Origin of the sequence: Paenibacillus filicis (assembly GCF_038070315.1) — a bacterium.
In the GTDB taxonomy this organism is placed as follows: Bacteria; Bacillota; Bacilli; order Paenibacillales; family NBRC-103111; genus Paenibacillus_G; species Paenibacillus_G filicis.
The window spans coordinates 43359-68481 of record NZ_JBBPCC010000008.1 but is presented as its reverse complement, the minus strand read 5'-3'; the positions used below and the strand labels follow the sequence as shown (position 1 = coordinate 68481).

Here is a 25123-nt window from a genome sequence, read left to right as displayed (position 1 = left end):
GTTATTACGATCGGAATCAACCCTCTTCCTTATTAGATATGGGTAGGCCGGTAAGTCATTTTGTTAAATATTTGTGCGCATAGCGTCTGAAAGCGAGACTGATCCATCCCTTGAATCGTAGCTTGCGCGATGATCAATTGAAGCTGCTCCTCCAACTGCGGAGACGGCTCCAGACTATCCTGCATCCGCGGACTCACCTTGGCTCCTTGCCGCCGGTCGATGACAATATATCCTTCCTGCTTGAGCAGCGAATAAGCTTTATTCACCGTCATCGTGTTGATGCCCAAATCCTCAGCCAGCTGGCGCACGGTCGGGAGCTTCTCCTGAGCGGCCAGCTCGCCGGTCGCAATTCCGATTACGATTTGGTTGCGCAGCTGCTCATATAGCGGGATTTCGCTATCTAACTGCAAGGAAATAAGCATAATTGCACTTCACCGCCTAAGATTCTTTTTGTATTACTTATAATAATACAAACAATACTTAAATGTTGCAACTCTGTACCCATGGAAGAACAATCCGAGTATGACTATTCCTTTATGATATGGCTCGGCTTAACGGGTCTATCGGAGAAAATTAAGCCTAGAACACTTGACACGGTATGTTTACAAGTGTAAACAATAAAGCAAGAAGGTGAAGAAGATGCAGTGGTCAGATCAGACGATTAAGACCTTCCTGAATCGGTTACATAAGAAAAACGCGATTCGATTCGAAAAGTCCGGCCGGAACTACCTCTACGAGCTCCAGCAGCTATTAGAAAAGAAGAAGAAAGCATGAAAAACCTCGAATGACGGTGAAGAAAAACTTGTATGTACATGTATAGAAGAAAATTCATCCGGGAGCGTGATGACATGCTGAGAGGAAATCATACAGCAAAAAATATAAAACGATTCAAGCCCATTCAGTCGAGTATCAGGACAATAGCCCATGCGATATGATCTTACGCGTGCGAGGGAGTTGGCTATACGTGTGTGTGTTGCCGCTGGTGCGAGCAAAGCAATGGCCATCTCTCTGGCTGAAGCAACGGTCGCTGCGGAATGTGCGGGTCGGAGTTCGGTTGGATTTGCTCATCTTCCCGACTATCTGGAAGGCTTCTTGAAGGGTCGTATTCATGCCGTAGAAGAGCCTGCGATCTTCTTTCCAGCCCCTGCCCTCATTCAAGTCGATGCCAAGGGAGGGATCGCTCAACTTGGTTTTGATCGTGCATTCGAAGAATTGCTACTACGGACAAGCACTTATGGTGTAACTGTATGTTCGTTACAAAACAGCTATACGGCTGGAGAGTTGGGCTATTACGTAAGGCGGCTTGCTCTCAAAGGATTAGTAGCGCTGGCTGCAACCAACGGACCTGCTTTAGTGGCTGCGGGACAGAGCAGTGAGGCTGTTTATGGCACCAATCCCCTCGCATTCGCCGCGCCTGTCGACAACAGAGCACCCTTGGTGATCGACCAGGCATCCAGCGCCACGGCGTTTGTCAATATTCGGCAGGCGGCAGAGCGAGGCGAGATGATCCCCGAAGGCTGGGCCATCGATGGGAAGGGACAACATACCATGGATTCGCGTGAAGCGATCAAGGGGGCTTTACTTGCTTTCGGGGGTGTTCGTGGTGCTAATATCGCACTTATGGTTGAAATACTCGCCGCTGGGATGACAGGCGCGAACTGGTCACTTGACGCCCCATCCTTTGAGGAGGGGAATCACTCGCCTGGTGTAGGCCTGTTCATCGTGGCTCTTAATCCCGAACTACTCGCTCCCGGACTTTCCGCTCGAATGGCGTCACAGATCGAACGCTTGGCCTCCAAAGGTATTCATATCCCCGGACGCAGCTATGCGGAGAATGCAACTGAAATCGACCTTCCGTCTTCCCTGGTTGCGACTCTTGAGGCATATTGCTTGCAATAACGAAGCATGATTCTGAACAAGCCCCTTCCGCCAAAACGGCTGAGGGGCTGTTGCTTTTTTTACCATCGTTTTGTAGAAACCGCTTATGACCTCGGAACTAACGGTGTTCTGTTTCATTCGATAAGATGTGCTTTTCGCCCCACTCGCTCATTTTATCAAGAAATACAATCATCGAGCTTCCGGAGGAAGTCAAACTATATTCTACTCTTGGTCGAGGTTCGAGATACGATTTCCTTTCAATGATTCCATCACGTTCAAGCTCCCGAAGCTGTTCCGTTAATATTTTTTTCGAAATAGATGGTAAATGCCGCAGTAATCCACTATAACGCACTGGTTTGTTATTGTTATATAAGTATCGATAGATCGGGATTTTCCATCTCCCACTTAGCATCGTAAATACAACTTCTACCGGGCACTCATTTAGTTGGACTGGCATTCGCTCACCCCATTTCTCACCAACATTATACCCCATAACATAACCTATAGGGTTGGATACTTATAAGTGCCTTATTGTTGATCATTCATCAAGTTCATATAATCACGAGTAGAGAGGAGTAATTATATGAATATTGGAATTCTAGGCGCTGGACATGTAGGTAAAGTTCTAGGAGTGGGATTTGTTCAATCAGGTCATCGTGTTCGAATCAGTAGCCGAGAACCGCATAACTCGAAGCATGATTCTTGGAGGCAAGGGGTAGGCGAGTCTGGGGACGTTACTTCATTCGATGAAGCCGCCCGTTATGGCGAGATCATTATTCTAGCCCTCCCATGGTCCTGTGTAAAAGATATTCTTGAAACCATTGATCCAATCTATCTACAAAACAAAACGGTCATCGATGTAAGCAATGCCGTACATATGGATAACGGTCCCCGCTTACTCCTTCACGATACCTCAGCAGGGGTAATCGTCCAAACGTTATTGCCAGAAAGTCATGTTGTTAAAACACTCCATACCGTCAGTGACAAAATCATGATCCATCCAAAGTTTAAAGAAGGTACGCCTGTCATGTTTATGTGTGGAAACAATCATTCATCTAAAGATCAGGTCAGAGCTCTGCTTAAAGATATCGGTTGGACCGAGGTTGTTGACTTAGGTGACATACGGCAAAGCCTTCTCCAAGAGTCCATCATGCTCGCATGCTTGATTAGTGAACTTCAGTTACAATCTCCTGGATCTGCATTTGCTTTGTTAAGACACTGAAATAATCAGCCTGAATGGGGCTGCAGATATAGCCGAGAGGATACTGCATTTGCGTGAATGGGGTTGTGTCGTGGATAGATAAAGGAGCTGCCGAGGCAGCTCCTTTATTTGTTCCCTTTGATAAAATTACTTGTCTGTAAGGCTATCTGAAATACGTGTACCCACTATGCCCGGACTGCAAAAGATATGGATTCGCCCTCGCTAGCATTCGGACCGATCCAAAGTGTGAAATCTCCCGGCTCTGCCGTCAGGTTCATATGCTGATCGATGATCGCCAAATCTTGCTTACGAACGATGAATGCTACCTCTGCAGACTGTCCCGGCTCCAGGTGCACCTTGCTGAAATGGATCAGCTTCTTCAGCGGCTGTGTCACGCTGGCTACCTCGTCACGGATGTAGCACTGTACGACCTCTTCCCCGGCGCGATCACCCGCATTGGTGACCGTCACCGATACCGTCAACTGTTCGTCACCTTGAATCGCCTGGCTGCTGGCGGAAATGCTGCCGTATTCGAACTGGGTATAGCTGAGGCCATAACCAAACGGATAAAGCGGCTCCGTCGTGGAGTCGATATAGTAAGACGAATACACGCCAGCCGGCGGACGTCCCGTCTTCTTGCGATAGTAATAGATCGGTACTTGTCCGACATTATGCGGGAACGTTGCCGGCAGGCGTCCGCCCGGATTATAGTCGCCAAAGAGCACATCCGCAATGGCATTACCGCTCTGTACGCCAAGATGCCAAGCCTGTACAATCGCATCAGCCAGCGGCTCCAGCCACGGCAGCGCCAACGGACGGCCGCTCAGCAGTACCGCGATAACCGGCTTGCCCGCAGCGGCTACCGCTTCAACAAGGCGGCGCTGAGCGCCCGGCAGATCAAGCGAGGTGCGCGAACGCGATTCACCGCTCATCTCTTGCGACTCGCCTAGCGCAAGCACGACCACATCGGCCGCACGAGCAGCCTCCAGGGCTGCAGCGAATCCTTCTTCGCTGTCACCGTCAATGGCGCAGCCTTCTGCATAAGCGATAGAAGCCCCTGCTCCAGCCGCCTGACGAACACCCTCCAGCAAGCTGACCACTTCGTCAGGATTGCCATCGAACGACCAGCAGCCAAGCGGGTCCTTGCGGCTCTCCGCCAGCGGGCCGATAACCGCAATCGAGCTGGTCTTGGATAGCGGCAGCACCGGTCCTTCATTGCGCAGCAGGACGATGGATTCTCTTCCCGCCTCACGCGCTAGCGCCGTAAAGGACGCGCGGGCCGCAGCCGCCTCCTCCGCAGACGGCACGGTCACGTAAGGCTGCTCCAGCAGGCCCAGCTTGATCTTAACCGCCAGAATACGCAGCACAGCCTCATCAATCCGGCTTTCCGGCACGCGGCCTTCCCGAACCAATGTAGGCAAATGCTTGATATAGAAGCCGGAGTGCATATCCATATCGCAGCCTGCCAAGACGCTGCGCTCGGTTGCCTCCTCCTCACTGCCGGCAACACCATGCACGATCAGCTCATGCAGCGCGTTGTAGTCGCTAGCCACGATCCCTTCAAAGCCCCACTCGTCACGCAAAATCGTGTTCAGAAGGTAGCCATTAGCGCACACCGGAATGCCGTTAATCTCGTTAAACGAAGCCATGATGCTTAGCGCGCCTGACTCAACCGCCTCGCGGAATGGAGGCAAAATAACTTCCCGCAGCACGCGGTCAGACAAATCTACCGTGTTATAGTCCCGGCCCGCCTCGGCAAGACCGTACCCGGCATAGTGTTTCGGACAGCTAGCGGTTGCCAGTCCCGCGCCGTCATCGATTTGGGAGCCTTCCACCCAGGCTTTGGCATACTTGCTGGTGAGCAAAGGGTCCTCGCCGATGCTCTCGGCAATACGTCCCCAGCGCGGATCGCGGCTGACGTCGATCATGGGCGCAAATACCCAGGCTACACCGTCGCTAAGCGCTTCGCGGGATGCCGCTTCCGAAGTGCGTCGCGCCAGCTCCGGATTCCACGCGGAAGCCTGGGCCAGCGGAATCGGGAATACCGTCTTATAGCCATGGATCACATCGCGGCCAATAAGCAGCGGAATGCGCTGTGCGGTTTGCTCCTGAATGAGGCGCTGCAGCTCGTTGGCTTCCTCAGCGCCTGACAAATTGAAGATACTGCCAACGCGTCCCTGGCGAATTTCCTCTACCAGCAGATCGCGCTGCGATACCCCTGTTTCGGGATTGATCGGATTGAAGCCCCAGTCATATTGGGTCATCTGTCCAACCTTCTCCTCTAGGGACATGCCCAACAGCAACTGCTGAGCCTGACTAGCAATTTCGGGCGTTAGCCACTTCTTTGCTTGTGACATATGCGTAACCTCCTAGGATTGAATTGGGAAAATATCTACACTGCCTTAATTATACTAGGAGCATGTCCTTGACTTGAAGAAACAATATGGTCAATACATCAACAATCTGATTGAAATATTGCTAAATCGAAAAATACAAAGGCCGTCGATATACTCGGCAGCCTGGTTACATATCATGAACTATTCAATTCAAGTGCATTAGTTAAGAACTATTCGTTAAGGTCTTTCTTCGGCTTGCGAATTCTTACCCTCATGATAGTCTTCCCATAGCGGACCAATGTATTTTTCTAATGTTTTTACAACATCATTCCTTCGGCTCTCCTCAACATTCACCGTGTCATTTGAAATATCGTTTCTAATCCGAATGAGCACATATAAAGGGGGAAGCGCAGCCTCACGGAGAGCCTTAATCATTTGTTCTTCTTGTGGCGTAATATCCATCACGCAGCCTCTTCCTTTCGTACAATTATTAAACATTCTTCTTAGCGATAGTCTACAAATAAGCTCCGCGGGGCAAAGATCAGCTGCCTAGTGCTGCATCCATATGTTTTATTTGAGCATTTGATACACCTGTTCGACATCCTTATCCCCGCGGCCAGACAGGTTGACGATGATGATTCGATCCTGATCCATCGTCAGTGCCAGCTTCTTCGCGTGTGCAACAGCATGCGCACTCTCTAAGGCAGGGATAATGCCCTCTGTGCGAGACAGCTCCTGGAACGCTTCCAGCACTTCCTCATTGGAGACCGTTGCATATTCACCCCGGCCTGTCACCTTCAGATGGCTATGCTCCGGCCCAATGCCTGGATAGTCAAGACCCGCAGCGATCGAATAGGTCTTCCTCGGCTGGCCTTCCTCGTCTAGCAGCACCAAGCACTTGAAGCCGTGAATGATGCTCGGTACACCTTCGGTTAAGGATGGCGCTTGGTCGGGCTCAACGCCGATTAAGCGAACGGTCGGCTCGTCGATGTAGTGGGCGAATGCTCCGATCGCATTGCTTCCACCGCCTGTGCAAGCCACCACGGCATCGGGCAAACGGCCTTCCTTCTCTATAATCTGCCGCTTCGATTCCTCGCTAATAATCGCCTGAAAATGCTTGACCATCGTCGGAAACGGATGCGGACCCACTGCGGAACCGAGTAAATAAAATGTATTTTTATAATTGCGGACCAAGTCGCCGAGCGCTTCATCTACCGCGTCCTTCAATCGTCCTTGGCCCTTATCGACCGGTACAACCGTCGCGCCGAGCAGTTCCATCCGGAACACGTTAAGTGCCTGCCGCCGCGTATCTTCAGCTCCCATGTAGATGATGCACTCCATATTAAACATGGCGCAGGCCGTTGCCGTAGCTACACCGTGCTGTCCGGCACCGGTCTCCGCGATAATCCGCTTGGCTCCCATCCGTTTAGCGAGCAGAATCTGGCCAATCGCATTGTTGATCTTATGCGCTCCCGTATGATTCAGATCCTCGCGCTTCAAGTAAATCTTCGCGCCTCCCCAAGCTTTGGTCAGCCGCTCCGCATAGGTAAGCGGATTCTCGCGGCCCACATATTCGCGCAGGTAATAGCGAAGCTCTTCCTTAAAATCCGGATCATCTTTAAATTTGTAAAATTGCTCACTCAAATAACTCAACACTTCCTGCAATTCCGGCGGGACGAAGCTGCCCCCGAACTCTCCAAAGTATCCCTCTTGCTGCAATTGTTGACCCATAAGTAAGCGCCTCCATAATTGAATGTAGAAATGGTCATTCATACCTAATATCTTACCATAAATTGCTTTAGGTCTGAATTACATTTGACCTCCCTAAACCAAGGATACTTCAGAAAAAAAAGTCCCTAAATCACTTTAGGAACTAAGCACATACCCTTATCTAGAAGCTTATTTCTGAGCATCAAGAATAAACATCGATGCATCTTGATTCATGAATAGCTTACTTCCGGTGTAAAAAGTTTTGGATTGAATATCCCTATATCCAATTCTCGTCATCAGGTCGGTTAACTCCTCTTGATGGAACCCGTTATGAACGATATCGGAAACGATATGTTCATTTTTATCAAAATCTACGATTAGTAAATGTCCTCCTTCATTTAGAACATCGAATAATCTGGATAGAACGAATTCAACATCAGGAATATGAAGGAGAACCTGAGCCATAAAGATATAGTCGGCACGTAACTCCGATAAACCTTCCTTTTCAAAATCAAAGCACAATGTATCTGCATGCTGAATATGGAAATCCGAAATTTTTTGCTTGATTTGATGAATCATATTTGGGGATGTATCCAGAAAAAGCATGGAATGAAACTCATTTAACAGGTTCATTCCGACAAGGCCCGTTCCACAACCAAAATCAATCGCATGCTTACTTGTAGCATCAACTAAATATTCACGGATAGCAGCTGAGGATACCTTGGCAATTTGGATTCTTTCCGGAGTGTCATACATGTTAGCTATCATTTCGAACTTATCCGTATTTCCCATTTGTATCTCCCTCATCTTCTTCACTAGATGTATTTCCTGAACGATCTGCTCCGTATAGCTCATTCATATGCTCCATATGAGCCGATCCCCAATCATTCAAGGCCTGTAACACCGTGCTTAACCCCTTGCCGTATTCCGATATCGAGTACTCTACCTTTGGAGGGATTTGGTTATATGCCACGCGAAGTACGATGTCGTTGTACTCCAGTTCTCTTAGTTGTTGGGTAAGCATCTTTTTGTTGATATCCGGTATTGCTTTTTGAAGCTCGCTGAATCTCAGGGTACCGTTCGATATAAGCTGAAGCAGAATGACTGGCTTCCATTTTCCTATTAAAATCTCTAGGGCTGATTCAAATTTACAATATTCTTTCATTGGAGCCTCCCACTTTCCCTTGCTCTGTTAAGGTAACTTTTTATCTACTCGGTTTAGAAAAAGTGCCTACTTCCTTCATTCAAGTACTTACGTTTATTATACCTTTAGAGAACGTGGAAAATAAGGAGGTTGGCATCATTCATGAATATCGCATTATGGATCGTTCAAGGGCTTGCAGCACTAGGCTTTGTCTACTCAGGCTGGTTGAAGGCATTTCAGTATGACAAGGCCAAAGCATCTTGGGGTTGGGTAAAGGACGTTCCCCAAACGTTTGTCCTCTTGATCGGGTTAGCCGAATTACTCGGGGCACTTGGACTCATTCTACCTCTAGCGCTGAATATCGCGCCTATATGGACGCCGATTGCCGCAACGGGACTTGCCGCCATTGTTTTTTTCGGGGCTGTATTCCATATTGCACGCAAGGAATATCGAGACATTGGCGTGAATATTGTCTTCTTCGCATTAGCTGCATTCGTTGCTATCGGTCGTTTTTAAGCCAAGCAACAAACAGGATTCATGCCCATGATTTCGCTTCGCTGAAAGCCATTAAGCTTGGACTCATCTCCGTCCCGGTTGCCAAGCTGAACATGATATTTCTGTGCACGGATTGCAAGGTACCCTCCTTCAACATCCCTTATAGTAAACCTTGAAAGGAGGATACAGATGAATTGGCTGAACCGCATGAATAACGCAATGGAATATGTCGAAACACATTTATCTGAAGAAATCGATTTCGACCAAGTAGCCCAGATCGCTTGTTGCTCCACTTACCATTTTCAGCGGATGTTTTCGTTTATAACCAGCGTGCCACTTTCGGAGTATATTCGGCGCAGACGGTTAACCCTTGCCGCATTCGATCTGCAACAGAGTGATACAAAGGTTATTGACACCGCTCTGAAGTATGGTTACGAATCACCCGAGGCATTTTCCAGAGCATTCAAAAAAATGCATGGTGTAATGCCCATCTCTGCGCGCGAAAAAGGCATTGCACTTAAGGCCTATCCTCGGTTATCCTTTCATATTTCGATTCGAGGAGATGTAGAGATGAACTACAAAATCGAGGAAAAACAAGGTTTTGACATGTTTGGCGTTTCGACTGTAATCAACACTGATGAAGATCACTTAGAACAACCATTTGTTGAAATCCCTAATTTTTGGAGCCAGTGTGTATCCGACGGAACCGTAGATCGTATCCGTGCGGCCGCAGGCCTAGGGGAAAATGGCCAGATTCATGGGGTATTATATAACCACCAAAACCAAAAATTCTCTTATATGATCGGTTATTTCTTGCCTCAAAGTGGCTTGCCGCAAGGATTCGAAAAGCTTCAAATTCCCCCACAAACCTATGCTATTTTTTCAACTGGCCTCTTCCTCGACGGAGAGAGCGGGATTCATGAGTTGTGGAGAAGAATTTGGGGGGAATGGTTCCCTAGCTCTAATTACGAATTCGCAAACGGACACGAATTTGAAATGACTTACGATCGAGGCAACAACCTGTATGAAATAGAAGTTTGGATCCCTGTCGTTAAGAAGCCGGGTGCTTAGAATAGAGAGCAATACGAGTGCCTGTCACTACGTGTTGCTCTCTTCATATTTCACTTATATGCCCATTCATATGATGGAACTTGGTCCCGAGGGCAGTCATGTTGTCGTACGTCGTATAGTGTTTTGTCATTAACTCTCTCGTTGGGCGTTCGTGACCGTGCTATGCATTTTTTCTGCTTCAACAGGATTTTCTTTTGCCGTCATATGGCGAGGAATAACCCGGCAAACTTGAACCGGTCCGCCAAACACAGCCGACCTATACTTGTCGACATGCTGCTTCGACAAGGGGCGGTTATAATAGCCAGGTACGTATTTATTGATCATTTCCTGAAGTACATGGGTGGCTTCGTCCAAATCTGTGATGGGCTCTGCTTGACCAAATATCATGACGCTCATATAAGCCGTATCCGTTTTGGCAGGAACCGGATCCGTGATCGTTCCATATTCCTCACATACCGTAAAACATATCTCTGGATTTTCACTCATGACCTGATTACGTCTTCCATTTCCAGCCCCGTGAAAGTAGAGCTTCCCTGCAGTCCACACATAATTAAGCGGTACAACATAGGGTAGTTTCCCATCAACCAACCCAAGATACCCCGTTCTCGCTTGCCGAAGGAAACCTTCAATCTTCTCTTGATCCCGGCAGTCCCTAATCTTGTAACGAATCGAATCCATTTCAACCTCTCCCTTTCGCTTGTAAGATATTCATCCTACTCCAACCTGTCTGAACTCCAATACTCTTCTGGAATGCAGCAAGACTAGGTTGCAGATACCAGCGTTATTACGGTAGTATATCAATCAATGGATGGTGTTAAAATATCCAAACTAACAATTATAAGCAGTCCATAATGATGCTTTAGGATTCGAACTTCTAAGTTTGGAGGTGTGTAAGATGTTGAAAATCATTCGTAATGATCAGAGACCCATCTGGCAGCAATTGCTGGATCAAGCGATTCAACATATTACTAGCGGAACCTGGGCGCCAGGAGAATTGCTGATTCCTTCCCGCGAACTTGCTCATATGCTAGGCGTCTCTCGCTCAACTATACAGATCGTTTATGAGGAATTGCTAAGCCGCGGCTATACGGTTACATCTCGCCGAGGAGGAACGCGGGTTAGTCATTGGAAGCAAGTCACCGAATCTACGAAGGAAATAGCAGCAGATGGCCCCATCCCCCCCTCACTTCCCTTGTTGAACTCGGCTGTCGATCAATTACATGACTGGTTCAGAGGCAAAGAACATCGAGAAGTGGAAATTGACTTTAGTCCCCATGAACCCTATTTGGATGGACAATTTCAGAAGACCTGGCGACAATCGCTTCTCCACGCATCGAGTGCCATGGATGTATCAAACTGGGCTTACGGTAACCCCTATGGGTTCCCACCATTACGTGAGCAAATTCAGCGTTATTTATCACTTGAACGAGGCATCCATATCCAAACCAATCAGATTTTGTTGACCTCCGGGGCTCAGCATAGTATTGACTTAATCGCACAATCTCTTTTAACTGATGGGGACACTGTTTCTGTAGAAGATCCCGGGTTTCCAGCTTCCTGGATGGCCATGACATATCGGCGTATGCATGTGGTACCTGTCCCCGTTGATGAGTATGGTCTAGTGGTTGAGGATATTCACCCCCAATCCAAACTGATCTTTACAACGCCTTCGCACCAGTGCGCGGTCGGGGTCGTGATGTCGGAGCCGCGCAGGCAACAATTGCTGCATAAGGCCGCTCAGGAACAATTCTGGATCATCGAGGACGATTATGATAGTGAATTTCGATATCGCGGGGAACCGCTCCCAACGCTGTTTAGTCAGGCTCCTAACAACACCCTATACCTCATGAGTTTTTCGAAAATGATTGCTCCAGGCATTCGTATTTCAGCTATCGTTGGATCTGTGGAGGCCATAGCTCAACTAGCCAGGGTACAGGAGCTGACCTACCGTCATCTTCCGATTATGGATCAGCTAACACTAACTCATTTCATCCAGAACGGGCATTTTATGCGCCATATGAGAAGAGTCAGAAATGTGTACCGACGAAGACACGAAGCCATGACCAAGGCTATTATGGCTAGCGGTTTAGGGGAGCGTTTCACCCTAAGTGGAGTAGAAACGGGATTGCATATGTTACTTGAAGCTGAAGAGTCCTACGACGAAGAAAGCGTGACAAAGTTAGCCCTCCAAAAGGGAATACGTGTATACCCTCTGGGACCCTACTGTCTGGAAAGCAACCGAAAGGGATGGGTGTTGGGGTTTGCACAAGTAGATGAAGCATCGATTGAGCAGGGGATCCATCGTCTTGCGGAGTTGATCTTATAGAATATTTTGCTAGGCTTAGCAAGGGAACTGAAGCAGGAGGTCAATTTCTTCACAGCTCTACCCGGGTCATACATCGGACGCAGCTTTGTCATTTACGCTAAGCGAAGTATTCTCCGTTTGCAACAGACAGACTTGTACATTTACAATAAGAAAATGACAAAGGTATAGCTATATCGTTAGGAGGATATTAGATGCCGCAATTAATTTTTAGAGGAATTCCAGCCGAGGGCATACGTGCGATTAGTATAGCGCTCGTCGAGGAGATGGCCGCAATATGCCAATGCGGAACGGATAATTTCACCTTGGAGTGTCTGCACGTCACCGCTATATTCGACGGGAAATATACCGATTCGTACCCTTTCATAGATGTATGGTGGTTTGAGCGGGGGGACGAGGTGCGCGATAAGATGGCCGAGGCGATTGATAGGCATGTCCGTTCACTCGGTATACCCGATCTGGAGATTTCCTTCCGTGTTGGCCGCGAGGACAATTTTTATATGAATGGACGCCGGTATAGTTCCTAGCTGATTCATTGGGGTAGTGGGAGAAGAGTTCTTTGGTGCGGGGTTAACTTCACTAACTATTCTATATTATTGCTGCTACCGCCATATTATTAACCATAATCGGGTAGGAGGCTACCCATTAGTTGAGTAGCCGACCTAGCCGATCTCATTGACATAGGCCATATCGATCGTGGTAAACAAATGACCGTCGAAAAGGTCAGGAACGTGAACAGTATGACCCGTCCCTCTGAGCTCGTCGGCGAAAGCATTAATACCCTTTGTCAGTCCCAATGCGTGGTGTAATAAAAGAATCTCTGCCATTTCTCTTCTCCTTCCAGCAACTAAGAACTAAAATGATGAAAATTTTGCCTCTTACTCATCATAGATTTCGCTTCCTTACTGTCGTTATATCGCCAGTTAGCGCCGTCCCCTTGAGCGATTAAGGTAAAAAACTTCGCCCTACTTATGATACGGTTCACCATAACGGGGCCATCGGCGAAAAATGCGAAAGGAGCTGGTGATGGCTAGCTCCCTATGAGGGATAGCTCCCTTCGTTTAAGATTATTATGAAAAGGTAGGAGCAGGGAATTCATCAATTCTCATACGAAGTAAACTATATGGTTTTTCCCGCAGGTCTCTTCCATAATGAAATCTCGCCTGCCGATGTAATTGATTCACAATGACATATAAGTATTGATCGGGGCCAATCGAAAAAGTATCCGGCCATAAAATTCTCGGGTCATGTGCTATGGTTTCCATTGCGCCATTCGGCAATATCTTCCGGATGCTGTTGTTTTCATAGTCTCCCGCATAAACGGTTCCTTTTGCGCCGGTGATCATTCCATCAGACGCACCTTTTTCCCCCCAATACTGCACATATTGGGATAAATCCATGTCCTGTATCCTTCTGTCTCTTAGGGCTTTTGTTGAGATCGAGAACAGCTGACGGCTGGTTAACGGAGCATAAAATAAAACCTTTCCATCAGGAGAAATCGCTAAACTATCGGAAGCCAATCTAAATGGGAAAGTCGAGCCGTCCGGGTTTCGATTCATCAAAATTTGACCTTCTACTTTCGGTAAAAAATAGGGATCAGGTGAAGTTGATATGGCCCCATTTAACCGCCTAAACGCGTTCCCATTTTCTAAATCTACGACGATAATAGCACCTGGCCCTCTGGAAGAAGAATCCGTTATATATGCATAGCCTGCTCTTCCAACCCGAAAATCCAAACGGACATCATTCAGATAAGTTGTTGGCAAGACAACATCTTCTGTAAAGGTGTATACTCTCCTTATTGTATTCGTGCTTAAATCAACAGCAACTAATTTTGCTCCCCCTTGAATAGGTTCAGAAAAATTTGGTGCCCCTGTATCCAGTACCCAAAGTGTTCCTCTTCCATCAGCAACGATACTTTGGACACTGACGAAAGACATCGTAATATTTCCGGTATTAACCAAATTGGTTTCTAACCTGGGATAAGGCTGCAATTCACCCTCAACAATTTCCGCCACAGTAAATTGAACGTCGTCTCCCCATTTCGGAAAGCAAACAAAAATACGACCGGTTTCGGAAACGCTGACACCTGTAGGCATAGCTCCATAAAAAGCATGCACCCGTTCAAACTGCCCAAAATATTTTTCTATAGGTAACATAGGTTGCATGATATCCTCCTCATCAAATCCGAACAGATATCACCTATATATGATGAAAATTTTTTGTAGTGCCTAATTCTTGATAAATTTTTCTATCAACTCAATTGCTAAATGATGACTTAGATTCCATTCCGTCATATTTGTCTCACTTGAAAAAGCGAAGAAGTCATTGTTGTTTTCAAAAAGATTTCTAATAGCTGAATAAATAATATTCTTAACTAAATCTTTCATCGCTCTATTCTCCTTAATGGAAGACAAACATATCTCTATAGCATCTTCCTCCATTACTCCTACGGGTCTCTCCCCCCTTCTTGACAACCTAATTTTTCGCCGTCACTTATGATAAGGTTCAGCTTAACGGGTCTATCGGCGAAAAATGCTCTGCGGCGCGTAATCGCCACCCTTTCTCTGCTTATAAAGAAGCCAAAGCCTTTATACCATGCACAAAATCTTGACAAGAATTAAGGACACTTTGCCTGAATACAGATGAAAAAAATCGAGCCACAGCCCGGAATCGCGGCAGTGGCCCGTGTTTAGGGAAAATAAAGATTTCAAAGTTCTAGACTGCCGCTGTCTGACTTAGTGCAATTAAGATAATTACTATTCAAAAACCAGCTTAAGCGCCGAGCCCGGCAGCCTGCGTCCCGCTGCAAGCGGTAGATGCAGCAGCTTGGGTAGCGCGGCGTCTACCTTTCGGCGAATCGCTAGGCTTTGCGAACGTTCAGCAGCCGGTAAGCGGCCACCGCCAGCAGTGCCCCGAGGAACGGAGCCGTGACGAAAACCCACAGCTCGGACCATGCTTCCCCCCCGAGCAGGATCGCCGGTCCGAAACTTCTCGCCGGATTGACCGAAGTCCCCGTCAAGCCGATGCCGAGAATATGTACGAACGCGAGCGTCAAGCCGATGACCAGCCCGGCGACTCTACCGTTGCTGGACTCCGAGGTCACGCCGAGAATGGCGTAGACGAAAACGAACGTCAAGACAATCTCCGCCACAAAGGCCATCAACGCCGTAATGCCGATGCCGTAGCCTTCGCCGAAACCGTTCTGACCGAGGCTTGTCACCGCCTTGCCCGTCGAGTCGATGATCGCGTATAGCAGCGCCGAGCCTGCGACAGCACCGGCGACCTGGGCGACGACGTAGCCGACGAAATCTTTGGCAGAAAGCTTCCGGCTGACAAGCATGGCGAGCGATACGGCAGGATTGACGTGACAGCCGGAAATCGGGCCGATCGCGTAGGCGAGCGCCACGATCGACAGGCCGAAAGCCATTGCGATGCCCAGATACCCCAGCTCGCCCCCCGCCGTGGCTGCGCTTCCGCAGCCGAACAGAACGAGCACGAACGTGCCGATGAATTCGGCCACATACTTTTTAAATGATTGCAATTCTATCCCTCCCAAGATCGTTTGCTATCATTATATGCTGGAAATCTAGACAGATTCTGAACATGAGCGCGACAACGGCTGCAGGCTCTGTTTTGAGCTTACAGCTGTATTGAATTATCCCGATAGGAAACTAATCGATCAGCTTCGTATCTTTGAGCAAAGTATCTTGTTCGTTAGCGTAACAAAATCTGCCCCTTGAGCGGTTAAGCCAAATTTTGCCATACCTTTGGTTCTCTGCAATCTATTTCTGTTCAGGTTATTTCTTGCGTTCTATCGCATCGCGGAAGGATCGCTTTGGGGAGCTTGTGCCTGGCACGCGTTATGGAACTGGGCTTTAGGCAACATCTACGGGGCGGAAGTCGGTGGCAGCGCGGCAGAGGGTGGGCATTTGTTCCATTTCCAACTCGCCGGACCGGATTGGCTGACGGGCGGGGCATTCGGCTTGGAGGGCAGCATCGTCACCACAACGGTATTTTTGATCGGAATTGGGTATGTGTCCGTAATGCTCAGACGGAGGCAACGGAAGGAAAGAAGATCCGTTGAACAGACAAACGGCTGACATGTTCTGATCGTGCTTATGAGATTGTACGTGAATCAAATTCTCAAAACTTTTGCCGGTCTCCTTATTCCATTCCTCCTCCCGTTTTCAAGCGGAATATTATTTATCGAGGCAACTCTGGAAGAGACGCTCCGGAGTTGCCTCACCCGCTTTTATATTAGGTCAACAGCCGATACAGCACTTGCACGGCCTGCGCCCCGCCAGAGTACTTCCGGCGGCACTCCTTGACCAGGTCGAGCACTACTTTCTGCAACCAAGGGACTAACTGGAGACCGAAGATAGGATCGAGTTTCATTGGGCTGGAACGGCTATATTGTCGTTCTCGAAATGGGAGACAACGTCCGCGAATTCGGTAACGTCGGGCTAAAAACGCAAAAGCGAAGGACTTCTGGGAAGTTACCCCGAGTACGTTGAGTTACTCGACGTTGGCGGAAGACTCCAAGCGTACAAAGTCACGGTACTGTAAGACAACGACTACCTGCTTCACGCAGACCGGAGCGCATGACGAGGAGGTGAAACAATAGCTGAAAGACCAAGCGGAAAGAATTTTCCCAGTCACTTATGGTACGGTTCAATTTAACGATACGATCGGCAAAAATGCGAAAGGAACAGCTGCTCCGGGGATCTGCTTGTTTCGTTCAACTATAGAATCTGTTAGTTGCTCACGCCATAATGAAATGCATGTCGACTTGGGGGTACTTACAGCGGGCAACCTTATAGTGGTAAAATATAGATAAGAAATATTGGGGGTGAAGATGTGTATGGCTGAGTACAAAGATAATAGGAAGTTGAACTTTCTATTAAGGCACCTAGAATATCATAGCACCTACAAAAAAACGTTCATTAATGAGGAAGAAACAGGGAAGAAGCTCCTTCATTTTATAGTTGATCGTCCCGGCTGCGTCGCAGGGAATCCCCCTCCGCCGCTCAGGGTGCGAGTATCTTCCTCGGGAGGGCGATGCCAATGAGGGATGCTGCGGAGGGTAAGCAGAAGCACGGGCAGCAAGAACATATCGAGACGCTGCCGCTGTTCTCCACCACGGATAAGAACGGACGGATGACTATGCTCCGGCCGGGACATAGCGTCGGACGCGCGGCTCCGCTGATGCCGTGGCTGCTTACAGCCGCTGCACTGTGGGCGCTGACAGGCTCTGTGCCGTTCGGCGCACTGTTCGGCATGGCGCCGACACCGGCGATCAGCATGCTCCTCGGTCATCCGGTCACAGTGGGCGTCGCCGTTTTGCTGCTGTTCGTCGCGATCGGTACGACCGGCGGAGTGTACTCGCTATCGATTGAGCAGTTCGGACAGAACAGGGTGGCCGGCCTGTTCGCGACGCTATCGGTAGCAGGAGGGCTCGCAGCAGTCTCGGGAGTCCTCCTGCTCTGGACGCTGACAAGCGACCTGTCGCGCCCCTTTGATCTCAAGGCCATAGCGACATCGCCGACAATCCCGCCAGAGCTCGGCGCCGTCGTCGGAGCTAGCTTCGCCCTCTGGGCCGCTATCGCGCTCCTGCGGTTGCCCGGCTCTATCGCCCACGCCCGGCGGCGTCAGGCGGACATCGAGCGACTCCGCGTGGAGGGTTTGTCATGCACCGGGACGTTGAGCGCGTTGAATTTTACTAACCGTTGGCTCTTTAATTTGCCGCTGTTCACGGTTGAGGTAAATTATATCGTTGACGGTGCTCCTCGTGTCGTCTCAGCACATATGCGCACCAGCGCCGATCGCGTTCCCGCCGTGGGGTCGCGAATGATCGTGCTGACCGACGATCGCGGAACCACCCACGTGGAACTGGACCTGGCGAGTGGAGCGGCATTCGAGCCGGACGTGGAGAAGTACACCCCATCGGATGGTTGATTTTGCTGCCCTGATGCAACATTGTTATAAGGAGTTCAAGTCAACACGGAGCTAAAGCTTCGCTTCAACATGTTTAACGCAGGACAAATTGGGCGCTCGCTCGGTATTCCTACGCGCAGCAAGTAGCAAGAGAGGCATTGGAAGATCATCCGTACCACAATATAGAAAATAATAGGTTATTTTCCAGTCAGAAAGAACTAAAACGCCTCTGAAACTCAAGGTCTCATAGGTTCAGTAAATTCCTTTATATCACACGCCTATAACATTCCCAAGCGTCCCACCAAGGAAACTTTTCGCCGTCACTTATGGTAGGGTTCACCGCACAATACCTAAGCACAAGTATCAGCAGTACATTGTATATTTTTCAATATAGGTACCCATTCTCTCAGGAGAATCAAGGCAAAAAAACGCTGACTTCAAAGAGCCAGCGTTTTTTCTCATAAATGTGGGTTTCTCGATTTTATCTCTTGAACAGGAACCGAACATGTAAGTATTGTATTAGTTCTGCCGTAAACAGACTGTTGCTCCAATAAGTTATCAAATGAAGTTTGATTTAACTGTCTTCCGCCAGCCAAGATTGCTTTTTCGAACCCATCAAAGATTTCAAATTCATAAATCTCGTCAAGCTGAGCAAAACTGGGCTTCCCTAGTGGAGGAATACAGTTGGGTATTTCCTTGTTAGAGGGGAAACCTAATTTATGTAACTTGGATGGCTCTATAGATGAGACATTTATTGCACGAATAACAGAGCCGGTGTTCTCAATAACAATAAACGGGCGGGGATAAGAACACTCGGCTCCTCGTGCAAAAAAGGATTTTAATAAAAGAGCCTGCCTAGCTTGAATAGTCATCAGTAAATAACTATTCCTGCTGTTTCGTCTCTATATACGCTGTACGCTGAATCAGGCCCGTTAAACGATTCAAGTAGCGCCATGACATCTGCTGTTAGTGCGATTTCTTCGGGATTATAATAAAACTTGATCCCATTTACAACCTCATATTTGTCACTAAATGTATAGTTAGAATATGTGTTTAACATTTCTTTGGTCATTGGAACTTCATTAACGAGTAATCCTTCGAGAGGCATAATGCTTTTTTCTTTATTGTAAAATCTTCCTTCTTGCGAATTTTCAAACGCACTTATCCAAGACTGATGCATATGATTGATTTCCGAAAGTTTTTTGGCGCTTAATTGCCCATAAATATTCTCTGCAATTCTAAAGGTTTCAAGCTGTTCGGGAGTATAATCAACACTTTGTTGTCTTGCCGCTGCAAGCAATTCATAATGTTGATATTGATAAGCCTGTCGCACTTCTTCAACTACAGAACCATTTTTGAATGCTAAGATGTTTTCTCCGAACAGTGGTTCCCCGTTTTTCGCAAGATGAATAAGTTGCGAAAAGTACAACATCTTTTGCAACTTCATGTTTCCATCAAAAGTGTTTCTAGGAACATCTAGATTGTTTTGAAGGAACCATTTTGCTGCATCAGTCGCACTAATAACCATTTCGGATACACCTCCTGTTTCGAAATTTGTCACACCGTACTTAATTTTATCATACCCAATCTAATTGTCAATCATTTATGGAAACATGTGTTCTTAATTAAATTATTTAGTTCTCACTTTATACTATTCATCCACTATGCCGACCAGTGCAACAATATGCTCCCTAAATCTTTGGTACTCTTCAGAAGCATCGTCATTAAGCAAAGCAATTTGAAAAAATTCATCAGTAGTTGGAGATTCAGTTGCAGCTAGCTTTGCGTCAACCATCCCGCCCAACAATGTCCAACATTCACGAAAACCTTGGTCCTTTGCTTTCTGATGACTCTTTTCAGCTTCACCTAGCCTGTTGTGCGCATTTGCTCCATCAGTGCCACCTTTAATTTCAATCCAATCCGATTGATGACCTTCCCTGACTTTATAATTTATCGACTTAATACCATACATGCTCTACTTTAGGAGAATATATTAAGTGTTACTTAGCTTCAAAGAAGGCTCAGTATATGTACTTATATATACTATATATACTACCCTCCCCCACCGCCCAACTAGTTCCATAGCAATCAGCCTTTTGAAACCCCTTTTGCAACCATAACAACAAAAGTTCACAATATGTACACATTTAATGGTAATAGTGGAGCGGGTATTATCCCGCTCCGTCTGATTAACAGATTAACTCAATGTCCCTTTTCCCTTGCCAAAAACGACCCCTTATAGTTTCGTAAGGTACTTTATACTTCTTTGAAATTTGCATCAAAGTAAGTTCTTCTCCGTTGAGTGTAGTTTTGATATTAGTACGCCTGTTGTTGTCCTGTGTTTCTCTATCCGTCCATCGGCAATTATCTGGAGAATATCCTGCATCGTTATCAATACGGTCTAGGCTCATATCCTCAGAATAACCATTCTGCATCGACCATTTATAGAATTCCTCATAGGAGTTCCATTCTTGGCTCACAGCCCGATAAGCAAAAGGAAATATTGCATTCTGTAATCAAAACGATAAGTGTTAATCTCGGTAACTCCCCATCAGAAAGAAGCATTAAAGAAATCGAATTATTCTTTGATGCTTCTCTCCAAAATGATGACTTTGTGCTTACTTATGATACGGTTCCCCCCGCATAATCTTAAACGCCCGATACACCTGCTCCACCAGCACCAGCCGCATCAGCTGATGCGGCAGCGTCATCCGCCCGAACGATAGCTTCAGGTCGGCACGCGACAGCACCTCTGGGGCGAGCCCCAGCGAGCCGCCGATGACGAAGGCCACATGGCTGCGCCCGTACGTGGCCAGATCCTGGAGCTGCCGCGCCAGGTCCTCGCTGGAGAGCTGGCGGCCGTCGATGGCGAGCGCCACGACGAAGGCATCGCTACGCACGTGGCCGAGTATGCGCTCGCCCTCGCGCTGCTTGACCTGCGCCTCCTCGGCGGCGCTCATGGATTCGGGTGCCCGCTCATCGGGCACCTCGACGAGCTGCAGCTTGGCGTAGGGGCCCAGGCGCTTGGTGTACTCGGCGATGCCTTGCACGAGATAGGATTCCTTCAACTTTCCAACAGAGACGATCTGAATATTCACTAGTGCTTGTCCTCGCTTTCACATTTCCAAATAGTTCCACGTGCAACAATTTAATCTACCATCTACATCTATCTATAAACAAAAAAGAAGGCCGCTTCCGACCCTCTCCCCCGGTTTCCCTATTATACGACCAGAAATCTTCCCGCTTCCTTGCACCGCTCGCAGTGCTCCGGCGGCGTCCAATCGCTGAATGTAACCTGCTGCAGATCCACGATGTCCGGCGCATCCTCATATTCGTCGACGAACATATCGATGGCCAATTCCAAGTGCTCTTTACAAACTACGTGCATAAACGAGACCCCTTTTTCTCTTCCCTTTTCGCTCATACAGGCGGATACCCCGCGTTAACAAGGTCATCCTTGCACCTGCCGGGCATCGGTTTGTTACCGTATGCCGTCCTTCTAGTTTAACCCAATAGGGTCCAACTCACAACCTCCAAATGGTTCATTTCCCTGCCGCCGTAGCCCTACCGGCTGGGGCTCTGGACGACAGCAGGATCTGCCACTTAGCGGTCCTTCAGCTCCTCCAGCGTCACAGTTACCGTTTGCTTCTTTCCAGCTCGGTAATACGTGATCGCCAGCTTGTCGCCGATCTTCTTGGCGCCATAAATATACTTGCGCAGCGACAGTGTGCTGTCTACGGCCTTGCCATCCAGCTCCACGATAACGTCGCTTCCCTTAAGACCTGCGGATTTGGCCGGTCCCGACGCCTCGATGACCAGGACACCCTGCTTGACGTCCTGAGGCAGCTTCAGCTCATCGACGCCCTTGAAGGCCTGGAGATTCTGCGTGACGACGCCGATATACGGGCGCTTGACCTTATGATCCTTGATCAGCAGCTCGATCACCGACTTGGCCTGGTTGATCGGGATCGCGAAGCCGAGACCCTCCACGCCGGAGCCTGCGACCTTCAGCGTATTGATCCCGACCACCTTGCCATCCAGGTTGAGAAGAGCCCCGCCGCTATTGCCGTGGTTAATGGCTGCATCCGTCTGGATGACCTCCATCTCCCAGTCCAGCTCACCCTCGCGGCCGAGCGCGACCGGGATCGTCTGCTTAGGCCAGCTGATAATCCCCTTGGTCACCGTCGGGGCAAAGCCTACGCCTAGCGGGTTGCCGACCGCGATCGCGGTCTCGCCGGGCTGGAGTGAATCCGAATCGCCGAATTCCGCCAGCTGCTTGATCCCGCTTCCGTCGATCTCCAGCACGGCGAGATCCGTGATCTGATCCCGTCCGAGCAGAGTCGCCTTGCGCTTCTCACCCGTCAGCATGATCACGTCCAACTGGCTGAAGCCTTCGACGACATGATTATTCGTCACGATCCTGACCTTATCGCCCGAGCGGGAGAACATAACGCCAGAGCCCATCCCCATCGGTCCCTGGCCGGATGCCGGCCCCTTGCCGCCTTCCGCTCCGGCTACGCCGCTGCCGAGGATGCTCACGACCGCAGGCCACACCTTAGCGGCTGCACCTACGACCGTATCGCTCATCTGCTTCTCCCCGGCCCCTGAGCTCGCGCCTGCTGCCGGGAAGCTGGATGCGCCGGCCTTACCTGGGCCGCTTCCCCCGGCTCCTGCAGACCAGCCAGCCATAGCTGGCACCGCTTCCGGCGCCGCACCGGCACCCACACCGCCGCTGTACAGTGCGAGCAGCACGATAACTGCGAGCGCACCGCCGCCTGCAGGCACAGCCCACCGCGGCAGCTTCCCTAGACCGAACGGTCCGCGTTTCGGAAGACGCCATGCTTCCCTGGGGGACATTTTCGTCGAATAGAAATCGTCATCAAATAAACTCACCGCCGCTGCCCCCTTGTACGGCGCCTGTCACCAAGCGACTCGTCCGTTAATGGTTGTCTTCCTATATTCACCCATCATACACCGATACCGAACTCTACGAATCTCCGAAACTAAAAATAAAGGAATAGATGAAGACAAACCGGACTAGAATAGAATCATACCCCCGTTTCTTACAGGTAGAAAGAAAGGATGATTCGATGTCCGCCAACCGTATTCATTCGCATCTCGACGAAATCGCCTGGATCGCCAAGCTCGCCGATCTGCAGGAGCATCAATACCGCAGCACCCTGCTGCTGAGCGCCCTACTGGAGCTGCTGCAGGAGAAGGGCATCCTGACGATGCAGGAGCTGACCGATAAGGCCAGGCTGCTGGAGCAGCTCGACGCCGCAGACTACGCCACCGGACTCACACCCGAGGGCAGCGCCAGCACCGACCTTGGCGGCTAAGGCTAAGCTAAACAGCCGACAACCGTCTACTCCTCGCCCAGCCGGTCCCAGGCTGTCGACCGGTCATGGTACGTATCCATCAGCTTCGCCCGGTGATCATCCGCAGCGAGCCGGTCTTCTACTACATTATTCACGGTCAGCCTGGCCAAATCCATCAGATTATGGTCCCGGCTCAGGTGCGCGAGGTACACGCGCTTCGTTCGTTCCGTGACGACATCGAGCATCGCTTCTCCGGCTGCTTCGTTGGAGAGATGGCCCACATCGCTTAGGATGCGGCGCTTGATGTTCCACGGGTAACGGCCGACGCGCAGCATGTCGATATCGTGATTGGACTCCAGCACCAGCACATCGCTGTCGCGCACCTTCTCCTTCACCTTGGAGCTCATATAGCCCAGGTCCGTCGCTACGCTCAGCTTCTGGTCCTCATGGTAGAAGCAGTAGCCGACCGGCTCCGCCGCATCGTGGGAGATGCCGTACGACTCCACCTGCAGCGAGCCGAACTCCCGCACCTCACCCGTCTGCATCACACACCGGTTGGCATCGGCAATCTCTCCCACGTGCTTCTCCAGTGCTTCCCAGGTCTTCTCATTGGCGTAGATCGGCAGGTCATACTTGCGGGCGATCGCTCCCAGTCCCTTGATGTGATCGGCGTGCTCGTGGGTGATCACAATCGCGTCGATCTCCTTGAGCGACATGTCCCGCTCCCCCAGCAGCTGCTCCACCTTCTTGGCGCTCAGGCCTGCGTCGATCAGCACCTTGCCATCATCGGTTGCGACGACCGTCGCATTTCCCGTCGAGCCGCTTCCTAGTACTGTAAATTTTATCCCCATCTTGTTCTCCTACTCTACCTGAATTGCTTATCCGCCCAACAGCCGGATGATCCTTGCCCAATACCATACACTTAGCCTCCAAGAAGCATCAAGGCCGCTTGTTCTGCGGAGCTTCCACCGCTCCGTTGATCGCGTGGATGAAGTACGGATCGCCATTGTTCAGCGACACGCGCCACGATGGCACCATATACATCGTCTGCGAGTTGTACACCTGACCGTGATAGCCTAGCCTTACGCCCGTAATGACCGAGCCCGGAGGTAAATAATTCTCGATCAGGCTCGCCAGCACGATATACGGCGAGATGACCGTCTGTTCCTTCTGGACGCCCTCCGACTGAACCTCTACATAGCCCTGCTTATACGAAGTGACGATGCCGTCCTTCTCGAGCAGCTCCAGCTGCACCTCGAACATCGGCAGCTGGCCGAAGAGCTGATGGAACACATAAGCTCCGCTGCGGCTGGCGACGGGATCGAACTGGTACGACTCGGTATACGGAATCCCCGTCCTCGCGAGCATATCCTTGAACGTCCCCTTGTTGATCAGCGGGTCGAACTTGAACGGCGAGGACAGCGCCATCGCCTTGTCCGGATTGGAGCGCTCGTCGAACTTGACGACGATTTCCTTCAGCTTGGGCGTCTCCTTCGGAATATCCGACGGAATCTGAATATTGTTCAGCTTCATCAGCCGCTGCAGCTCTTCCTGAGCCTGAGACTCGGGATTCGTGCCGAAGTCATTGAGCAGATCCGAGCGGCTCGAGCCCAGTTGGACCGCCAGAATGATATTCAGCAGAAGAAAGGACAGTATTAGAATTGTTTTGGCCCGTCCCCAGTCCATCGGCGTCCCTCCTTCTCTTGACGA

29 protein-coding genes and 1 pseudogene are annotated in these 25123 nt (G+C 49.4%); 10 read left to right on the top strand and 20 right to left on the bottom strand.

The window, feature by feature from the left end:
* Positions 1–32: 32 nt before the first annotated feature.
* Positions 33–422: a GntR family transcriptional regulator gene (locus WMW72_RS13960; RefSeq protein WP_341416100.1), complete on the bottom strand. Its 390-nt coding sequence runs from the start codon at positions 420–422 to the stop codon at positions 33–35.
* Positions 423–636: 214 nt separating this feature from the next.
* Here WMW72_RS13960 and WMW72_RS13955 point away from each other — a divergent pair.
* Both WMW72_RS13955 and WMW72_RS13950 read left to right on the top strand, forming a co-directional pair.
* Positions 637–735, top strand: a pseudogene (locus WMW72_RS13955) (BlaI/MecI/CopY family transcriptional regulator); the annotation flags it as partial.
* A 189-nt stretch (positions 736–924) separates the two neighbouring features.
* Positions 925–1899: an Ldh family oxidoreductase gene (locus tag WMW72_RS13950; protein ID WP_341416098.1), complete on the top strand. Its 975-nt coding sequence runs from the start codon at positions 925–927 to the stop codon at positions 1897–1899.
* Positions 1900–1996: 97 nt separating this feature from the next.
* Here the strand turns inward: WMW72_RS13950 and WMW72_RS13945 are convergent, their stop codons facing one another.
* On the bottom strand, positions 1997–2371 hold the full coding sequence (locus WMW72_RS13945; RefSeq protein ID WP_341416097.1) for a winged helix-turn-helix transcriptional regulator: 375 nt from the start codon (positions 2369–2371) through the stop codon (positions 1997–1999).
* 90 nt (positions 2372–2461) lie between these two features.
* Between WMW72_RS13945 and WMW72_RS13940 the strand changes: the two genes are divergently transcribed.
* Entirely contained in the window at positions 2462–3100 is a 639-nt protein-coding gene (locus tag WMW72_RS13940; RefSeq protein ID WP_423227548.1) for an NADPH-dependent F420 reductase, read from the top strand.
* Positions 3101–3264: 164 nt separating this feature from the next.
* Here WMW72_RS13940 and bglX read toward each other — a convergent pair whose 3' ends face one another.
* The 5 genes from bglX to WMW72_RS13915 form a co-directional block, all read right to left on the bottom strand.
* The gene (gene bglX / locus WMW72_RS13935) at positions 3265–5436 is read right to left on the bottom strand and encodes a beta-glucosidase BglX (protein WP_341416096.1); all 2172 of its coding nucleotides are present in this window, start codon (positions 5434–5436) and stop codon (positions 3265–3267) included.
* Between the two features lie 216 nt (positions 5437–5652).
* On the bottom strand, positions 5653–5877 hold the full coding sequence (locus WMW72_RS13930) for a hypothetical protein (protein ID WP_341416278.1): 225 nt from the start codon (positions 5875–5877) through the stop codon (positions 5653–5655).
* Between the two features lie 108 nt (positions 5878–5985).
* Complete coding sequence (trpB, locus tag WMW72_RS13925; protein WP_341416095.1) at positions 5986–7146, bottom strand: tryptophan synthase subunit beta; 1161 nt, start codon at positions 7144–7146, stop codon at positions 5986–5988.
* 168 nt (positions 7147–7314) lie between these two features.
* On the bottom strand, positions 7315–7932 hold the full coding sequence (locus WMW72_RS13920; RefSeq protein WP_341416094.1) for a class I SAM-dependent methyltransferase: 618 nt from the start codon (positions 7930–7932) through the stop codon (positions 7315–7317).
* Positions 7901–8290 carry a winged helix-turn-helix transcriptional regulator gene (locus tag WMW72_RS13915; protein WP_341416093.1) on the bottom strand — a complete coding sequence of 130 codons (390 nt, stop codon included), beginning with the start codon at positions 8288–8290 and terminating at the stop codon, positions 7901–7903. The genes WMW72_RS13920 and WMW72_RS13915 overlap by 32 nt, the downstream gene beginning before the upstream one ends.
* A gap of 141 nt (positions 8291–8431) precedes the next feature.
* Here WMW72_RS13915 and WMW72_RS13910 point away from each other — a divergent pair, with 141 nt between their 5' ends.
* Positions 8432–8785, top strand: coding sequence for a DoxX family protein (locus WMW72_RS13910; RefSeq protein WP_341416091.1), 354 nt, complete (start codon positions 8432–8434; stop codon positions 8783–8785).
* A 168-nt stretch (positions 8786–8953) separates the two neighbouring features.
* A complete protein-coding gene (locus WMW72_RS13905; RefSeq protein ID WP_341416090.1) occupies positions 8954–9835 on the top strand; it encodes an AraC family transcriptional regulator in 882 nt (293 codons plus the stop codon).
* A 129-nt stretch (positions 9836–9964) separates the two neighbouring features.
* Here WMW72_RS13905 and WMW72_RS13900 read toward each other — a convergent pair whose 3' ends face one another.
* On the bottom strand, positions 9965–10513 hold the full coding sequence (locus WMW72_RS13900) for a pyridoxamine 5'-phosphate oxidase family protein (protein WP_341416089.1): 549 nt from the start codon (positions 10511–10513) through the stop codon (positions 9965–9967).
* Between the two features lie 217 nt (positions 10514–10730).
* On the opposite strand from WMW72_RS13900, the gene pdxR reads away from it, so the two are divergent.
* Both pdxR and WMW72_RS13890 read left to right on the top strand, forming a co-directional pair.
* A complete protein-coding gene (pdxR, locus tag WMW72_RS13895) occupies positions 10731–12161 on the top strand; it encodes a MocR-like pyridoxine biosynthesis transcription factor PdxR (protein WP_341416088.1) in 1431 nt (476 codons plus the stop codon).
* Positions 12162–12352: 191 nt separating this feature from the next.
* Positions 12353–12685: a DUF1904 family protein gene (locus WMW72_RS13890; RefSeq protein ID WP_254366601.1), complete on the top strand. Its 333-nt coding sequence runs from the start codon at positions 12353–12355 to the stop codon at positions 12683–12685.
* Positions 12686–12820: 135 nt separating this feature from the next.
* Here WMW72_RS13890 and WMW72_RS13885 read toward each other — a convergent pair whose 3' ends face one another.
* The 4 genes from WMW72_RS13885 to WMW72_RS13870 all read right to left on the bottom strand — a co-directional run bounded on the left by WMW72_RS13885 (position 12821) and on the right by WMW72_RS13870 (position 15702).
* Positions 12821–12985 carry a hypothetical protein gene (locus WMW72_RS13885; protein ID WP_341416086.1) on the bottom strand — a complete coding sequence of 55 codons (165 nt, stop codon included), beginning with the start codon at positions 12983–12985 and terminating at the stop codon, positions 12821–12823.
* Between the two features lie 243 nt (positions 12986–13228).
* On the bottom strand, positions 13229–14326 hold the full coding sequence (locus tag WMW72_RS13880; protein ID WP_341416085.1) for an L-dopachrome tautomerase-related protein: 1098 nt from the start codon (positions 14324–14326) through the stop codon (positions 13229–13231).
* A gap of 63 nt (positions 14327–14389) precedes the next feature.
* Positions 14390–14548: a hypothetical protein gene (locus tag WMW72_RS13875; protein ID WP_341416084.1), complete on the bottom strand. Its 159-nt coding sequence runs from the start codon at positions 14546–14548 to the stop codon at positions 14390–14392.
* A 473-nt stretch (positions 14549–15021) separates the two neighbouring features.
* Complete coding sequence (locus WMW72_RS13870) at positions 15022–15702, bottom strand: MIP/aquaporin family protein (RefSeq protein ID WP_341416083.1); 681 nt, start codon at positions 15700–15702, stop codon at positions 15022–15024.
* A 388-nt stretch (positions 15703–16090) separates the two neighbouring features.
* Between WMW72_RS13870 and WMW72_RS13865 the strand changes: the two genes are divergently transcribed.
* Both WMW72_RS13865 and WMW72_RS13860 read left to right on the top strand, forming a co-directional pair.
* Entirely contained in the window at positions 16091–16261 is a 171-nt protein-coding gene (locus WMW72_RS13865) for a hypothetical protein (RefSeq protein WP_341416082.1), read from the top strand.
* 958 nt (positions 16262–17219) lie between these two features.
* A complete protein-coding gene (locus WMW72_RS13860) occupies positions 17220–18116 on the top strand; it encodes a hypothetical protein (RefSeq protein WP_341416081.1) in 897 nt (298 codons plus the stop codon).
* A gap of 437 nt (positions 18117–18553) precedes the next feature.
* On the opposite strand, the gene WMW72_RS13855 is transcribed toward WMW72_RS13860, so the two are convergent.
* The 6 genes from WMW72_RS13855 to WMW72_RS13830 all read right to left on the bottom strand — a co-directional run bounded on the left by WMW72_RS13855 (position 18554) and on the right by WMW72_RS13830 (position 22988).
* The gene (locus WMW72_RS13855; RefSeq protein ID WP_341416080.1) at positions 18554–18967 is read right to left on the bottom strand and encodes a hypothetical protein; all 414 of its coding nucleotides are present in this window, start codon (positions 18965–18967) and stop codon (positions 18554–18556) included.
* The gene (locus WMW72_RS13850; protein ID WP_341416079.1) at positions 18967–19623 is read right to left on the bottom strand and encodes a Panacea domain-containing protein; all 657 of its coding nucleotides are present in this window, start codon (positions 19621–19623) and stop codon (positions 18967–18969) included. The genes WMW72_RS13855 and WMW72_RS13850 overlap by 1 nt, the downstream gene beginning before the upstream one ends.
* 123 nt (positions 19624–19746) lie before the next feature.
* Entirely contained in the window at positions 19747–20067 is a 321-nt protein-coding gene (locus WMW72_RS13845) for an XcyI family restriction endonuclease (RefSeq protein ID WP_341416078.1), read from the bottom strand.
* A 646-nt stretch (positions 20068–20713) separates the two neighbouring features.
* Complete coding sequence (gene rlmH / locus WMW72_RS13840) at positions 20714–21193, bottom strand: 23S rRNA (pseudouridine(1915)-N(3))-methyltransferase RlmH (protein WP_341416077.1); 480 nt, start codon at positions 21191–21193, stop codon at positions 20714–20716.
* Between the two features lie 122 nt (positions 21194–21315).
* Positions 21316–21483, bottom strand: a complete 168-nt coding sequence (locus WMW72_RS13835) for a CxxH/CxxC protein (protein WP_341416076.1) — start codon at positions 21481–21483, stop codon at positions 21316–21318.
* A gap of 215 nt (positions 21484–21698) precedes the next feature.
* Complete coding sequence (locus WMW72_RS13830) at positions 21699–22988, bottom strand: S1C family serine protease (protein WP_341416075.1); 1290 nt, start codon at positions 22986–22988, stop codon at positions 21699–21701.
* A gap of 197 nt (positions 22989–23185) precedes the next feature.
* Between WMW72_RS13830 and WMW72_RS13825 the strand changes: the two genes are divergently transcribed.
* Positions 23186–23434: a hypothetical protein gene (locus WMW72_RS13825; RefSeq protein ID WP_341416074.1), complete on the top strand. Its 249-nt coding sequence runs from the start codon at positions 23186–23188 to the stop codon at positions 23432–23434.
* Between the two features lie 26 nt (positions 23435–23460).
* Here WMW72_RS13825 and WMW72_RS13820 read toward each other — a convergent pair whose 3' ends face one another.
* Entirely contained in the window at positions 23461–24264 is an 804-nt protein-coding gene (locus tag WMW72_RS13820; RefSeq protein WP_341416073.1) for an MBL fold metallo-hydrolase, read from the bottom strand.
* Positions 24265–24352: 88 nt separating this feature from the next.
* A complete protein-coding gene (yycI, locus tag WMW72_RS13815; protein WP_341416072.1) occupies positions 24353–25099 on the bottom strand; it encodes a two-component system regulatory protein YycI in 747 nt (248 codons plus the stop codon).
* Positions 25100–25123 lie beyond the last annotated feature (24 nt).